14 protein-coding genes are annotated in these 14,585 nt (G+C 41.0%); 11 read left to right on the top strand and 3 right to left on the bottom strand.

What is annotated here, in order from left to right:
* On the top strand, nt 1-630 hold the full coding sequence (pyrE, locus tag AC25Y5_RS05235; protein WP_488139407.1) for an orotate phosphoribosyltransferase: 630 nt from the start codon (nt 1-3) through the stop codon (nt 628-630).
* A gap of 79 nt (nt 631-709) precedes the next feature.
* On the opposite strand, the gene AC25Y5_RS05230 is transcribed toward pyrE, so the two are convergent.
* Together AC25Y5_RS05230 and AC25Y5_RS05225 are read right to left on the bottom strand one after the other, a co-directional pair.
* Complete coding sequence (locus tag AC25Y5_RS05230) at nt 710-997, bottom strand: hypothetical protein (protein ID WP_488139406.1); 288 nt, start codon at nt 995-997, stop codon at nt 710-712.
* Between the two features lie 129 nt (nt 998-1,126).
* Nucleotides 1,127-1,384 carry a helix-turn-helix transcriptional regulator gene (locus tag AC25Y5_RS05225; RefSeq protein ID WP_482103917.1) on the bottom strand — a complete coding sequence of 86 codons (258 nt, stop codon included), beginning with the start codon at nt 1,382-1,384 and terminating at the stop codon, nt 1,127-1,129.
* Between the two features lie 159 nt (nt 1,385-1,543).
* On the opposite strand from AC25Y5_RS05225, the gene AC25Y5_RS05220 reads away from it, so the two are divergent.
* Nucleotides 1,544-2,197: an XRE family transcriptional regulator gene (locus AC25Y5_RS05220; protein ID WP_482103918.1), complete on the top strand. Its 654-nt coding sequence runs from the start codon at nt 1,544-1,546 to the stop codon at nt 2,195-2,197.
* 65 nt (nt 2,198-2,262) lie between these two features.
* Here the strand turns inward: AC25Y5_RS05220 and AC25Y5_RS05215 are convergent, their stop codons facing one another.
* Nucleotides 2,263-3,951, bottom strand: a complete 1,689-nt coding sequence (locus AC25Y5_RS05215; protein ID WP_488139405.1) for an Rqc2 family fibronectin-binding protein — start codon at nt 3,949-3,951, stop codon at nt 2,263-2,265.
* A gap of 155 nt (nt 3,952-4,106) precedes the next feature.
* On the opposite strand from AC25Y5_RS05215, the gene gmk reads away from it, so the two are divergent.
* From gmk to pknB, 9 genes are all read left to right on the top strand, one after another.
* Complete coding sequence (gene gmk / locus AC25Y5_RS05210; protein WP_488139404.1) at nt 4,107-4,724, top strand: guanylate kinase; 618 nt, start codon at nt 4,107-4,109, stop codon at nt 4,722-4,724.
* A gap of 3 nt (nt 4,725-4,727) precedes the next feature.
* Nucleotides 4,728-4,952, top strand: a complete 225-nt coding sequence (gene rpoZ, locus AC25Y5_RS05205; protein ID WP_488139403.1) for a DNA-directed RNA polymerase subunit omega — start codon at nt 4,728-4,730, stop codon at nt 4,950-4,952.
* A 100-nt stretch (nt 4,953-5,052) separates the two neighbouring features.
* Nucleotides 5,053-6,273: a bifunctional phosphopantothenoylcysteine decarboxylase/phosphopantothenate--cysteine ligase CoaBC gene (gene coaBC, locus AC25Y5_RS05200; protein ID WP_488139402.1), complete on the top strand. Its 1,221-nt coding sequence runs from the start codon at nt 5,053-5,055 to the stop codon at nt 6,271-6,273.
* Nucleotides 6,263-8,674 carry a primosomal protein N' gene (gene priA, locus AC25Y5_RS05195; RefSeq protein ID WP_488139401.1) on the top strand — a complete coding sequence of 804 codons (2,412 nt, stop codon included), beginning with the start codon at nt 6,263-6,265 and terminating at the stop codon, nt 8,672-8,674. Before coaBC ends, priA begins: the two co-directional genes overlap by 11 nt.
* A gap of 283 nt (nt 8,675-8,957) precedes the next feature.
* A complete protein-coding gene (gene def / locus AC25Y5_RS05190; protein WP_488139400.1) occupies nt 8,958-9,479 on the top strand; it encodes a peptide deformylase in 522 nt (173 codons plus the stop codon).
* A complete protein-coding gene (gene fmt, locus AC25Y5_RS05185) occupies nt 9,476-10,417 on the top strand; it encodes a methionyl-tRNA formyltransferase (RefSeq protein ID WP_488139399.1) in 942 nt (313 codons plus the stop codon). Before def ends, fmt begins: the two co-directional genes overlap by 4 nt.
* Nucleotides 10,414-11,772 (top strand): 16S rRNA (cytosine(967)-C(5))-methyltransferase RsmB, encoded by a 1,359-nt coding sequence (gene rsmB, locus AC25Y5_RS05180; protein WP_488139398.1) that lies wholly within the window; start codon nt 10,414-10,416, stop codon nt 11,770-11,772. The genes fmt and rsmB overlap by 4 nt, the downstream gene beginning before the upstream one ends.
* A gap of 35 nt (nt 11,773-11,807) precedes the next feature.
* The gene (locus AC25Y5_RS05175) at nt 11,808-12,566 is read left to right on the top strand and encodes a Stp1/IreP family PP2C-type Ser/Thr phosphatase (RefSeq protein WP_488139397.1); all 759 of its coding nucleotides are present in this window, start codon (nt 11,808-11,810) and stop codon (nt 12,564-12,566) included.
* Nucleotides 12,563-14,575, top strand: a complete 2,013-nt coding sequence (gene pknB / locus AC25Y5_RS05170; protein ID WP_488139396.1) for a Stk1 family PASTA domain-containing Ser/Thr kinase — start codon at nt 12,563-12,565, stop codon at nt 14,573-14,575. The genes AC25Y5_RS05175 and pknB overlap by 4 nt, the downstream gene beginning before the upstream one ends.
* The last annotated feature ends 10 nt before the right edge of the window (nt 14,576-14,585 follow it).

Genomic DNA, 14,585 nt, shown 5'->3' with positions numbered 1-14,585 from the left:
ATGATAAAAAAAGAAGTCGCTGAAATCCTGTTAAATGTAGGAGCGGTAGAATTAAGCCCTAACGAACCCTTTACATGGGCATCAGGTATTGAATCCCCCATCTATTGTGACAACCGCTTGACGATGTCAGATCCAATTGGCCGTAAAAAAATAGCTCAAGGGCTTTCGGAATTGATTCGTGAAAATTATCCTGAAACAACAGTCATCGCAGGAACGGCGACAGCCGGAATTCCACACGCTGCTTGGGTTGCGGACATTCTTGGACTGCCGATGGTCTATATCCGTTCAACAGCAAAAGGACACGGACGCAGTCGTCAAATTGAAGGAAAGATTGCCGATTCAGATAAGGCGGTCATTATAGAAGACTTGATTTCTACAGGGGGTAGTAGCTTAAATGCTGCTGAAGCATTGCGCTCTGAAGGAATTGAAGTGACTGGAATTGTTTCGATATTTACATATGAACTCCAAAGTGCAGATGAAACATTTGCGAAGGCGGGATTGACGTATAAGAGTCTGACTGATTTCGGCGCACTTGCTGAAGTGGCAAAAGACAATGGTGCGATCAATAAAGATTCAATGGCAAGTTTACTTACTTGGCATGGTAATTTAAAAGCAGGTCTATTAAAGTAAAAATGCTATTCCACATGATTGTGGAATAGCATTTTTTTATTTACTAGAAAAGTGAACTTTATTTATTGTGAAAAAAGATTTATAAAGTATTTTTATGGTTGATATTGACTTCTTCTGCGAGCAGCGAAAGTTTTAGTAAGGCTATTCTGCGCTGGTTATACTGTTGTTTATTTATTTTATTTTCTTTATTTAAAATCTCTAATAGTTCATACATAGGGACTAATTGTTTTAAAAGAGCTTCTTCAAGCTTATTTTCGTTAGCTGAAGCTAAAAGTTCTGTAATGCTAGTTTGAAATGGCTTCGATTGTTCATGCATGATACTTGAAATAAGTACCTTAACGTCACCTTGAAAGTTTTTAATGTCCATATTATGGTGCAACCCCTTTAAGAAATAGTCTAAGACAACTTAACGTTTTAATTAAAAGGAAAGGTTCATGATGTAGTTCTTTGACAGACTAATTTTAATGTGGGACAATTCAGTTAATATTTGAAATAGCTATTTATTTGACTTCCGTGGATTACTTAGAGTAATATCTTTACCGAAAAAAATATATTTCGAAGGCATTTGAAATACTTCTTCCAATTTCAATATTTGAGTAAATGAAATGTTAGAAGAATCTTCTTCCCATGCTTCGTATGTAGTTGTACTAACACCAATTTTTTCTGCGAGTTCAGGAGAATTCATCCCATATTTCAGTCGTAAGGAATGAAGTGTTTGAATTAGGTAAAATGGCACTTCATTTTCAGATGTCACATAGTTCACCCTTTCTATATTGATTATATATTACTAAAAGTGATACAAAAAGACAAGTGTCGTGGGAATAGTTATTACAAGCTATATTTCCGGAATTAAATGAAGATCACTTCCAAAATGATGTACAATTAGTATGAGATGTAAATGGAGGTCCTATTCATGAACAATTTTGTACAAGACCTATTTTCCAGACGGTTGAAACGATTAAGAGATAGAAATAGAATAACAATGGTAGAACTTGCAGACGCAATAGGAATGAGTCAAGCCACGATTTCGGAATGGGAAAAGGGCAATAAATTTCCGAGGGCGGGGGCATTACAACAATTGGCGAATTACTTTGAAGTTCCGATGGAATATTTCTTTAAAGGGAACTCTTTCCCCCTAGCTAAAACAGTAGCCTTAGGATGTATGCCTTCAATTAAAGCCAGTGTACTTTCTCATACAGATGGAATAGAATGCGATGATGCAGAACTTATTAAACTACCAACTAGTTTTTTAGGGAAATACGCGCAAGACGAGAACCTGGTAGCGTTCAAAGTAATAGGAGATAGTATGAATTTACTTTTTCCCGATGGTTCTCCACTCGTAGCAAAAATAATTGAGCAAGATGACATAAAAGACGGAGATATTGCTGTTTACTGTGTTGACAATGAATACGCTGTCAGACGTTACAGAAAAATTGAACAGCAAGAAGTGATTGTGTTAAGTCCTGAGTCAACAAATGAAAACTTTTACGATTATGTAGTGCCGTTCAATAATCAGAATAACTTTGAGATAATTGCAAAAGTAGTTTGGTACGGGGTATCCGTTTAGTAACGGATGCTCAATCTGTAAAAAAAATGCTAATCCACATGGAATATCCATATGAATTAGCATTTTTATTTTTTAAGTTTCATCACTATATCTTCATCAGGGTCTACTAGTATCGTTTTTTGTTCAAAGTAGATGACGAATCCAGGTTTCGAACCATTCGGTTTTTTAACATGGCGCACTTCAGTGTAGTCTACTGGTACAGCTGAGGAACCGCGGGCTTTACTGAAGTATGCAGATAGAATTGCTGCTTCACGAATCGTTTCATCATCGGGATTAGCGTCATGGATAACAACGTGTGATCCCGGTATATCTTTTGTATGAAGCCAAGTTTGTTCTCTCGAGGCAATCTTAAATGTTAAATAATCATTTTGTTTATTGTTTTTACCAACAGAAATTTTCAGGCCTGCAGATGAAATGAATGTTTCAGGCACTGGTTTTTTCGGTTTAAGCTTCTTTTTTGACTTACGAGCCTTTAAAAAGCCAAGTTCCGCTAGTTCTTCACGTATTTCTGCGATGTCTATAGGGGATGCTTGCAGTACTTGTTGTTTTATCATTTCGAAGTAAGCGATATCCTCTGCTGCTTTTTCGAGTTGCTCTGCGATCATGATAAGCGCTGTTTTCGCTTTTGAATAACGTGAATAAAAGCGTTGCGCGTTATCAATCGGAGATTTCCTAGGATCAAGCGGAATTGTTACGGTAGTGCCTTCATCGTAATAGTTGGAGACAGTTGCTTCCGTTGCACCTTTTTCAATGGCGTAGCTATTTGCAGTAAGTAACTCTCCATAAAGCTGAAACGTATCTAGCTTCCCGGCAGCTTCTTTTTCTTTTATAAGCTTCTTCACTTTTAGATTCAATTTGGCTACTTCGTTGTCTAGCCAACGTTCTAGGTCTGCTGCTTGAGATTTCACACGTTCTCTTTCAGCCCGTGCGAAATACACTTTATCCAACAAGTCACCGAGCGTATTATATTGTGCAAGCTTATTGTCCGCATATGTCAGTTCAGTTGCTGAGAAAATGGTTTTGGTCCCGACTTCGGAAATGTTTGGTGTGCTTCCTACTCCATTGAATGAAGCGAGGAGAGTTGTGAACACTGAATATTTGTCGGCCTTCGCTTCTTTGAACCTGAACAGTAATTCTTCCGCATTAATCGGAGAAAAACCAGAAAAATTCTGGACGACATCACGAGCGCTTTCTAAATCTGGCAGCAATTCATTAAATTGTTGCTTAGTGACTGTAAATGGATTTAATTTATCTTGTGGTGGTGCGGGTATGAAAGGTTGCCCCGGTAATATCGTTCGGTAACTATTCACCGATGGCGGCAAGTGTTTCATACTTTCGATGATGATATTACGTTCCGGATCGACAAGCAGCAAGTTACTGTGTCTACCCATAATTTCGATGTATAACCTTCTGTTAATTTCATCCCCAATTTCATTTTTTGCCTTGACATCCATTGTGATAATCCTGTCTGTGCCGAATTGACCGATGGATGTGATCGAACCACCTTCCAGATGTTTTCGAAGGACCATGCAAAACAAAGGAGGTTCAGATGGGTTTGTAATTGCTTCTTCTGTCAGTTGGATACGTGAATAAGATGAATGAATTGAAATTAGAAGTTTTTGATTTTTGCCATCTGCACGTATTAGAAATACAACTTCCTGTGCGTTAGGCTGATGAATTTTAGAAATACGTCCATTTTGTAAAACTTGTAGCTCCTGCACCATTGCCGTTGTGAATAAACCATCAAATGCCATAGGGATTCCTCTTTCAAATCGTTTTTCCCCATTTTAGCACTACAACGACCTTATATGGTATAATATGAACAGATTGTTTCAATCAATTGAGTGCAACGTCGGCTTGATTATGCCAATAATCACCGTAAATCAGATTAGATAAGAAGAGGGATCGAATGTATAAACAACGTGGGCTTCTAATCGTCCTGTCCGGACCATCTGGTGTGGGCAAAGGGACGGTTCGAAAAGAGCTTTTTACACAACCGGATACAAACTACGAATACTCTATCTCGATGACGACGAGAAGTCCACGTGAAGGCGAAGTGGATGGCGTTGATTACTTTTTCAAGTCTAGAGATGAATTTGAACAGTTGATCGAGGAGGGTAAACTTCTGGAATACGCAGAGTATGTAGGCAATTATTACGGTACTCCGCTTGAGTATGTCAATGAAACGCTTGATGCAGGGAGAGATGTATTCCTTGAGATTGAAGTCGTTGGAGCGGCACAGGTGCGGTCGAAAGCTCCAGACGGGCTATTTATATTCCTCGCACCCCCAAGTTTATCGGAGTTGGAAGATCGGTTAGTTGGAAGAGGAACCGAAAAGTCCGATGTTATTGCATCGCGTATATTGAAAGCACGTGATGAGTTTGAAATGATGAACTTGTACGATTACGTCGTGGAAAACGACGAAGTAACAAATGCCTGCGAACGTATTAATGCAATTGTCATCGCAGAACATTGCCGCAGAGAACGTGTAGAAAAGTTATATTTAGGTATGCTGAGAGGGGAATAAATCATGTTAACTCCATCAATCGATTCGTTAAAAGAGAAAATTGATTCAAAATACACACTCGTAACACTCGCTTCAAAACGAGCACGTCAAATGCAGGAGGAAGGAACTAAACTCCTTACTTCTTATGACTCTAAAAAGAATGTAGGCAAAGCACTTGAAGAAGTTGCTGCTGGCGTTTTATCGAAAAAGAAATCGGACGATTCTATCGTCTATGAAGATGAAGTGTAATAAAAGTTCCAGGTTTAAAATTAGTGTCTAAATAGATAAATGTGATACTCCCTTAGAAATGTGTTTTTCTTTGGGAGTTTGTCATTTTAGAAGGGAAGAGATGAAGTTGTTAAATAAAAAAATCCTCCTTTGTGTAACTGGCGGAATCGCGGTCTATAAAGCTGTTGCACTTGTTAGTAAGCTATCACAGGCCGGGGCAACAGTGAGGGTCATCATGACGGAGTCTGCAAAAGAATTTGTTACACCTTTGACATTCCAAGCGATGTCACGGAATGATGTTTACTTTGATACATTCGATGAGAAAGAGTCTAGTGTCATAGCACATATCGACTTGGCTGATTGGGCTGATTTAGTAGTTGTTGCTCCGGCAACAGCGAACGTTATAGGGAAACTGGCGAATGGTATTTCCGATGATATGGTAACAACAACTCTTTTGGCTACTCAGGCAGAAGTTTGGATTGCTCCAGCTATGAACATTCACATGTATGAAAATAAAGCAGTTATCCGAAACATTAAAACGTTGCATGAAGATGGCTACAAATTCATTGAGCCATCCGTTGGCTTTTTGGCATGCGGCTATGTAGGGAAAGGGCGTCTGGAAGAGCCAGAAAAGATTGTGGACCTGATAGCAAATCGGTTTGCTACGAAAAAAAACCTACCTCTCGCAGGAAAGAAAGTTGTAATTACAGCTGGTCCTACACGTGAAAGAATCGATCCGGTAAGATATGTGTCGAATTTTTCAAGCGGTAAAATGGGCTATGCGATGGCGGAAGCAGCTGTGGCGCTAGGTGCTGAAACCGTTCTAATTTCAGGACCTGTCGGATTGGACAAGCCAGTTGGAGTAACTGTCATTGATGTAGAAAGTGCTGCAGAGATGTACGAAGCAGTCCTTGGGCAATTCGATGATGCGTCAATTGTTATAAAAGCTGCTGCCGTCGCAGATTACCGTCCGAGAGAGATTCACGCTCAAAAGATAAAAAAGCAAGCGGGAGATTCCGTCATTGAACTTGAAAGAACAACGGATATTTTGAAGACAATAGGAACGATGAAAAAAGATCAGATACTTGTCGGTTTTGCTGCGGAAACTGAAAATGTAATCAATTATGGTTTGAACAAATTGGAAAGTAAAAATCTCGATTACATAATTATTAATGATGTAACAGATCCAGAAGCGGGATTCGGAAGAGATACAAATGTCGTAACACTCTTGTCAAAATACGGAATGCAAAAACCTTTCCTTGCAATGCCTAAAAAAGAATTGGCGCTCCTACTTCTGGAAAATATAATTCAAGAAGAAAGTGAACAACTCAATGATCGCTGAAGTCATTGTAGATGTAGCGGCTTATCCGATTGACAGGCCGTTTGATTACCTCGTTCCAGAATCAATGGAATCCGTAATCGAACCCGGAGTACGAGTAAAAGTACCATTCGGACCTAGGAAAGTGCTTGGTTATGTAACAAAGCTAAAAGGAGAAAGCGACCTTGCTTTGTCAAAAGTGAAACCAATTGATGAGCTTATTGATTTGGATCCTGTCATTTCCCATGAACTGCTCGAATTATCCGGATGGCTTGCAGTAGAAACTTTGTCCTATGAAATAGATGCGCTACAGGTAATGCTGCCTTCCGCAATGCGTGCCAAATATGAAAAGTTCATTGTCGTCGAGGAGCCCTCACGTATCCTCGACGAAGATTTTATTGCTTTTCTAGCGGGTAGGAAGCGAATTAAGCTAAAAGAAGTAGACACATCCGCTCTTATGAAAATATTGAAAAGCTATGCGAGTCAAGGAATTGTTTCAGTAGATACAGCTGTAGGTCAGCAAACGGCTGTGAAAAAAGTGCGAATGATTCGTATGGCAAATGAAAAGAAACTCCTTGAATTGTACGATTCCGTTCATCTAAAAGCGAAAAAACAAGCGGAATTGATTCAGTGGATGATAGAACGCGCTGAGAAGACAATCAGTGCGAAACAGCTAATGGAACAATCAGGGATTCAACCAGCTATTTTAAAAGCGGTTATTGAAAGAGGGGCAGCTTTTGAGGAATCAGCGGAAGTCTACCGCGAACCTGATGCACCACAATTAAAAGATACGGCAATTCCGGAGCAGTTGACGAGTGAACAGCAAATTGCCCTTGATCACATCTCGACTGCTTCAGATGAACAACTTGCTGAGACATTTCTACTTCATGGAGTGACGGGTAGCGGTAAAACAGAAGTGTATCTACAGGCTATTAAACGTGTGTTGGATAAAGGCAAAGAGGCAATCGTCCTTGTACCGGAAATTGCGTTAACACCGCAAATGACATCCCGATTTCTTGCGCGTTTCGGGGCGTTAGTCGCAGTTATGCACAGCGGGTTGTCTGCAGGTGAAAAATACGATGAGTGGCGAAAAATAAAACGAGGGGAAGTAAAAGTAGTCGTCGGTGCAAGGTCGGCGGTATTTGCACCCTTCGAAAATTTAGGCATCATTATTTTAGACGAAGAGCATGAGTCAACCTATAAACAAGATGATACCCCGCGCTACCATGCTAGGGATGTAGCCATCAGACGCGCGAAATATTACAATTGTCCAGTCGTTCTCGGCAGTGCAACGCCTTCATTGGAGTCATATGCACGGGCATCAAAAGGTGTATATACACTGCTGACGCTGACTAAACGACCGAGAGATCAAGCCCTGCCTACAGTAAATGTAGTTGATATGCGAGAAGAATTGAAGTTAGGTAACCGCTCGATGTTTTCATTGCCACTTGCCGAGGCAATCCGCATACGATTGGAGAAAAGAGAACAAATCGTTCTGTTTCTTAACAAGCGCGGCTTTTCATCATTCGTTCTGTGTAGAGATTGCGGTACAGTTGTCGAATGTCCAAACTGTGATATCTCGCTCACCTACCACCGTGCACATGAACAGCTGAAATGTCATTATTGCGGTCATGAAGAACGTGTTCCGCAAGTTTGTCCAGAGTGTAAAAGTGAACATATACGATTTTTTGGAACAGGGACTCAAAAAGCCCAAGAAGAAATTGCAAAACTGTTTCCCGAAGCACGAGTCCTTCGAATGGACGTAGATACAACAAGACAAAAAGGTTCACATGAACGGTTGCTCAGGCAGTTCAGTGAAGGGAATGCCGATATTCTGCTCGGTACGCAAATGATTGCTAAAGGGCTTGATTTCCCTAATATCACACTAGTAGGAGTCCTCGCGGCGGATACAACACTGCATCTAGCCGATTTTCGTGCCGCAGAAAAAACCTTTCAACTGATGACGCAGGTGAGCGGACGTGCCGGACGTCATGAATTGCCTGGAGAGGTGTTCATTCAGACCTATTCTCCTGAACATTATGCAATCGATTTGGCCAAAGCCCAACATTATGAACCATTTTACAATATGGAAATGGCCGCGAGAAGACAATATGGCTATCCGCCTTTCTATTTCGTCACACTCGTTCAGTTTACACATGAGGATTTATTGAAAGTAGCTGACTTTGCGGATAAAGGTGCTCGCTATTTGAAAGCCAATTTGTCTGCAGATACAGTCGTCATTGGACCGACTGCAGCCGCCATTAGTCGAGTTAACAATCGATATCGCTACCAATGTTTGATAAAATATAAAAAAGAGCCCAAGTTAACAGAAACGCTCCAACAGCTCATTAAATACTACCGTACGGATTGGATAAAATCAGGTCTGACAATGACGGTTGACGTAGAACCCGCGTCTATTTACTAAACAAAAGCGTAGCTGGACTGATCAAAAGCGTAACGAGGAATCTCTAAGTTGAATTATCCCCAATATAAAAATTTTTAGATGAGTCAATATCATAATTGTTTATTTTGATTGAAAACTCTAATGTAAACGAAATTTCTTAATCAAATATTCATTTGCATGGATTTTCGTTGATTGTAACGGAAAGCATCCGCTTCTTCTTACAATCAACCTTGTTCGGATTTTAAGACAAAATCCTCTATTATGAAATTGATTCAGACACCATAGATAGAAAAGAGGAATAGTTTTGGCTATACGTAAAATTGTGAAGCATCCGGCTCCGGTTCTTCTACAACAATGTAAAGAAGTAAATAAATTTGATAAGAAGCTTTATAAGCTACTCGATGATATGTACGACACAATGGTGGATGCAGATGGAATTGGTCTTGCAGCACCGCAAATTGGCGAAGCTGTCCGTGTAGCAATTGTCGATATGGGCGAAGGGCAGGAAGTCATTGAAATGATAAATCCTGTTGTGACTGCAATCGGAGGCTCTGAAATAGAGGTAGAGGGCTGTCTTAGTTTCCCTGACTTATTCGGCGAAGTGGAAAGACCATTTTTTGTACGTGTAGAGGCGCAAGAACGAAACGGCGATCTATACGAGCTAGAGGCAGAAGATTATGAGGCACGTGCCATCCTACATGAAATAGATCATTTAAATGGCGTATTATTCAACTCTAAAATTATTCGTATTGTTGACCCATCAGAATTGGTACTTGAAGAAGAAGATGAAGATGAGTCGTTAAATAGTGGAGGTGGAAATCAATGACCAAGATTGTCTTTATGGGAACACCCGAATTTTCGGTAGGAGTTCTGACAATGCTCTATGAAGAAGGACATACAATCGCGGCGGTTGTTACTCAGCCGGATAGAGCTGTTGGACGAAAAAGAATTTTAACACCTCCTCCAGTTAAAGCTGAGGCACTTCGACTCGGACTATCAGTCATTCAGCCTGAAAAACTGAAAGGTTCAGCAGAGCTCGAGGAAATAATCGCACTCAAACCGGATTTGATTGTAACTGCAGCATTTGGGCAGATTTTACCTAAAGAACTGTTGGAAATTCCACGACTCGGCTGCATTAACGTACATGCCTCATTACTGCCAAAATACCGCGGTGGAGCACCGATTCACCAAGCCATCATGGACGGTGAAACAGAAACTGGTGTCACAATTATGTATATGGTTGAAAAACTCGATGCAGGCGATATTATTTCTCAAGTGACTGTCCCCATTTCAGATACGGACAACACGGGGAGTATGTTCAAAGCATTATCGGTGGCAGGAACGGAGCTTCTTAAAGAAACGTTGCCCTCCATATTGAATGGAACAAATAAGCAAACTGTTCAAGATGAATCACTTGTAACATTTGCACGCAATATTTCCCGCGAGCAGGAACGGATTGACTGGTCCCAAAATGGAAAAGCAATCTATGATAAAATTCGTGGACTTCATCCGTGGCCGGTTGCTTATACTACTTTCCAAGGAGAAAGTGTTAAAATTTGGTGGAGTGAGAAAGTACAATCAAACGACAATGCGTTGCCTGGTACAATTATCGACATTGAGAGCAATCGCATTATTGTAAAAGCCGGCGATGATATAGCTGTAGCTTTAACGGATCTTCAGCCAGCCGGAAAAAAACGGATGCCTGCGGATGAATTCATTCGAGGGACCGGATCTAAATGGAGTAAAGGGGATCGTTTCGAGTGAATACTAGACCTAAAAAGAAAATATGGAACGGCAATGTCCGCGATGCGGCTCTTTCAATATTGATGGAAATAAACGACCATCAGGCTTATAGCAATCTGTTGCTTCACAGAACAATTGAAAAGTATGGTATTGAGACAAAAGATCGTGGTTTGTTAACAGAATTGACTTACGGCACACTCCAACATCGGATGACGCTCGATTACTATCTTGAACCTTTTGTTCATGGAAAACTGGACGGCTGGGTACGAGAACTTCTTAGATTATCGTTATACCAAATTGTCTATTTGACAAAAATCCCTCCGCATGCGGTTGTCCATGAGGCAGTGGAAATTGCAAAAAGACGTGGTCACAAACGGATTGCACCAACAGTGAATGGTATTCTTCGTTCAGTGTTACGAAAAGGTGTCCGTTCACTGGATGATATGGAAGACAGTAGTCTGAAGACATCGATAGAAACGAGTCATCCCGAATGGCTTATTAAGAGATGGATTGAGCAATTTGGTGAGGAAGAAGCAGCTGTGATGGCGCATGAAAACAATCATCCGGCGGCGATGACGGTGCGTGTCAACACAGCAAAAGCAACCACGGAAGAAGTAGTTGCTTTACTTGAATCGGAAGGAATCGAAGTTAGAAGAGGTGAAGTAGTTGCGGAGTGCATCATTTCCGAGAGTGGAAATCTCGCCAATACACAAACCTATAAAAAAGGGCTTATCTCTATCCAGGACGAAAGTTCAATGCTTCCAATCCTTGCTCTAGATTTATCGCCTGGCATGAAAGTACTTGATATGTGTGCAGCGCCTGGAGGTAAGACGACCCATATAGCTGAAAAGATGAATGACGAAGGAGAAGTATTCGCACATGATCTTCATGAACATAAACTGAAGCTTATTGAAGCGAATGCAACGAGACTTGGTTTATCATCCATCAAAGCATTAAGCGGTGACAGTCGGAAATTGACGGATCTTTATGACTTGGCTTCGTTCGATCGTATCCTCGTCGATGCTCCCTGCAGTGGTCTCGGTGTTATTCGTAGAAAACCCGAAATCAAATACAACAAAACGAAAGCAGACTTTGATGCGTTAACAGTTATTCAATCGGACCTTCTCGACACGGCTCGCGAATTGATAAAACCGGATGGGGTAATTGTCTACAGTACATGTACTGTGGAATATTCCGAAAATCAGGGGATGGCGGAACATTTCCTTACACGTCATCCAGACATGGAAAAGATTCCGTTGACACAATTGATTGGTAATGGGAAATTAGCGATTGAAGACAATACACTACAAGTGCTACCGCAACATTTTGGTAGCGATGGATTTTTTGTTGCAGCTTTCCGAAAGAAAGTTAAATAAGTAGAGGGACTCGAGTGAAAAAGGGGAGATGGACATTGCAATTTGAAGTCTTGACTGACATTGGTAAGAAAAGAACGGTCAATGAAGATAGTGCAGCGGTATACACACTTCCTGGGGGGATTATTCTTGCTGTAGCCGCAGATGGCATGGGTGGCCATCGTGGAGGTGACTATGCTAGTTCGACTGCGGTCAAAGTTATTGGAGAACAATTCATGAAATTGGATAGTTCAACTTTTAATGCGGAAGAGAACTGGGCGGAGTGGCTTCAGAAGGCCATCATTCATGTGAACGAGATAATCTATAAACAAGCGTCTGAAAATGAAGAGTATAAAGGGATGGGTACTACACTTGAGGCGGCTTTAATTCGCGGTCGTACTTGTCTTGTATCGCATACGGGAGACAGTCGTGTATACACAATCGAAGAAAACGGAATACGGCAAGTGACCCGGGACCATTCCTACGTCAATGCACTCCTTGACAGCGGTGAAATTACCGAAGAGGAGGCAGCGTCCCATCCACGAAAGAACTGGATTATGAAAGCAATCGGTTCTGAAAAAACAATAACACCGGACCTTTATTCGTTTGAGCTGGACGATGGAATGTTCGTACTCATTTGCACGGACGGTCTTAGTAATAAAATCGACAATGATTCCATACGAAAAATGGTCCTATCAAATTCTACGTTACGTAAGAAGGCGGAAGATCTTGTTAACTACGCGAACGACGTGGGCGGAGAAGATAATATAACTGTCATTTTGATTGATCCGACCGGAGTGGAGGCGACTAATCCATGATCGGGAAAAGAATTGGCGGGCGATATGAAATTGTTAGAAACATCGGTGAAGGTGGTATGTCAAAAGTCTACCTTGCACATGATGTCATTTTAGATCGCGATGTCGCAATCAAGGTGCTCAATTATGATTTTGCCAATGAAGAGGCTTTAAAAAGAAGATTTAAACGTGAGGCACTATCCGCAACTAGTCTTACACATCCTCATATTGTCGACATATTTGATGTTGGTGAAGAAGACGAACTTCACTACCTTGTGATGGAGTATATTGAAGGGCAGACTTTGAAACAGTTTATTAAAGATAATGGTCCTTTAACGCCTGAACAGGCTTTACCGATTATGCAGCAGATTGTGTCTGCTTTGGCGAATGCCCATCATAATGGAATCATCCATCGAGATGTTAAACCCCAGAACATTCTAATGGATTCAGATGGGGATGTGAAAATTACTGATTTCGGCATTGCGATGGCACTGAGCGCAACAGCCCATACAAAAACAAACTCTGTCATTGGAACCGTTCACTACCTGTCACCTGAACAAGCACGTGGCAGAATGGCAACAAAGAAATCAGATATTTATTCGTTGGGGATCGTATTTTATGAATTACTTTCAGGCGAATTACCGTTTTCGGCCGATACAGCAGTAGCGATTGCATTGAAACATTTACAGGAAGAAACACCATCTGTAAAGAAGCTGTTCCCAACGATTCCACAAAGTGTGGAAAACGTTATTTTGAAGGCTACTATGAAAGATGCCACATATCGTTATGATTCAGCGGATGAAATGTATGATGATTTAAGCACCGTACTATTACCAGAACGTGCCGATGAGAAGAAATTCGAAATTGTATTTGACGATGATCATACTCGGGCTATTCCGATTGTAAACGAAGCACCAAAATTTGATAATATTGAAATAACGAAGAAAATCGAGCCGGTTGAGTCAGAACAACCTCCATTGCCTAAGAAAAAACGTAAAAAGTGGCCATTCATCGTGGGAGGCGTCTTCGGCGTGATAATTCTGTTATTACTTTTATCCCAGATTCCGGGCGTGCTAGGACCTAAAATGGTCGAAATTCCGGAGGTAGCTGGAATGGAAGAAAAAGCCGCGGAAGACTTGCTCGTTGAAAAGGGTTTTAAGGTCGATGAAAGAACTGCGCAGCCATCCAATGATGTCGATGCAGGAGATGTGATTAGAACAATGCCTGAGGCTGGAATAGAAAGGGAAGAAGGTTCATCAGTTACCCTCTATATTAGTACGGGAAAAGAAGAGATGACCCTTCTCGATTATAGGAAACGAGAGTACTCGTCAGTTACTGAACTTCTGGAAAACTTCGATTTTAAAAGTGTAAAATCGGAAGAAGAATTTTCTGATGAGCCTGAGGGAACCATTTTAGAACAAAGTCATGAACCGGGTACGGATGTAGTTCCGAGTGAAACAGATTTAGTGTTTACTGTTAGCAAAGGGAAAGATATGCGAACGGTTGGTAATATAGTAGGGTTCGATAACGACCAGCTGAAAGATTATGCAAAAACATCAGGATTCAATATTGGGGCTGGGAAACAAGAGTATCACGACACCGTACCTGCAGGGCAAGTCATTTCTCAAAATCCAGTTGCGGGAAGTAGCATTGAAAAAGGTGGAAAAGTGGAAGTAATAGTATCAAAAGGACAGAAGGAAAAATCGACAAAGTTGTATATAGAAAATGTGACAATTGAATATAAACCTGAAGTAATTGAACCCAATCCTGAAGTGAATGAACTTGAATCAGGTGAAGAAGTCGATTCCGACGTAGAGAATGATACTGAAAATGAAATCCAACCTAAACCGGTTGAGCAGATAATCCGTATCTATGTTCAAGACAAAGATAATACGATGACCAGCCCTATCGAAGAATTCCCCATTACGGAAACAATACAAAAAGACATTTCACTTAAATTAGAAGAAGGACAAAGCGGAGCGTATAAAGTTACACGGGATTCGACAATGATCATTGAGAAAGAGGTCCCTTAACGCGACGCTA

The organism is Sporosarcina sp. Y1011, assembly GCF_057669885.1.
Note: the sequence above shows the minus strand (reverse complement) of the source record. Positions and strands in the feature narration are given on the sequence as shown.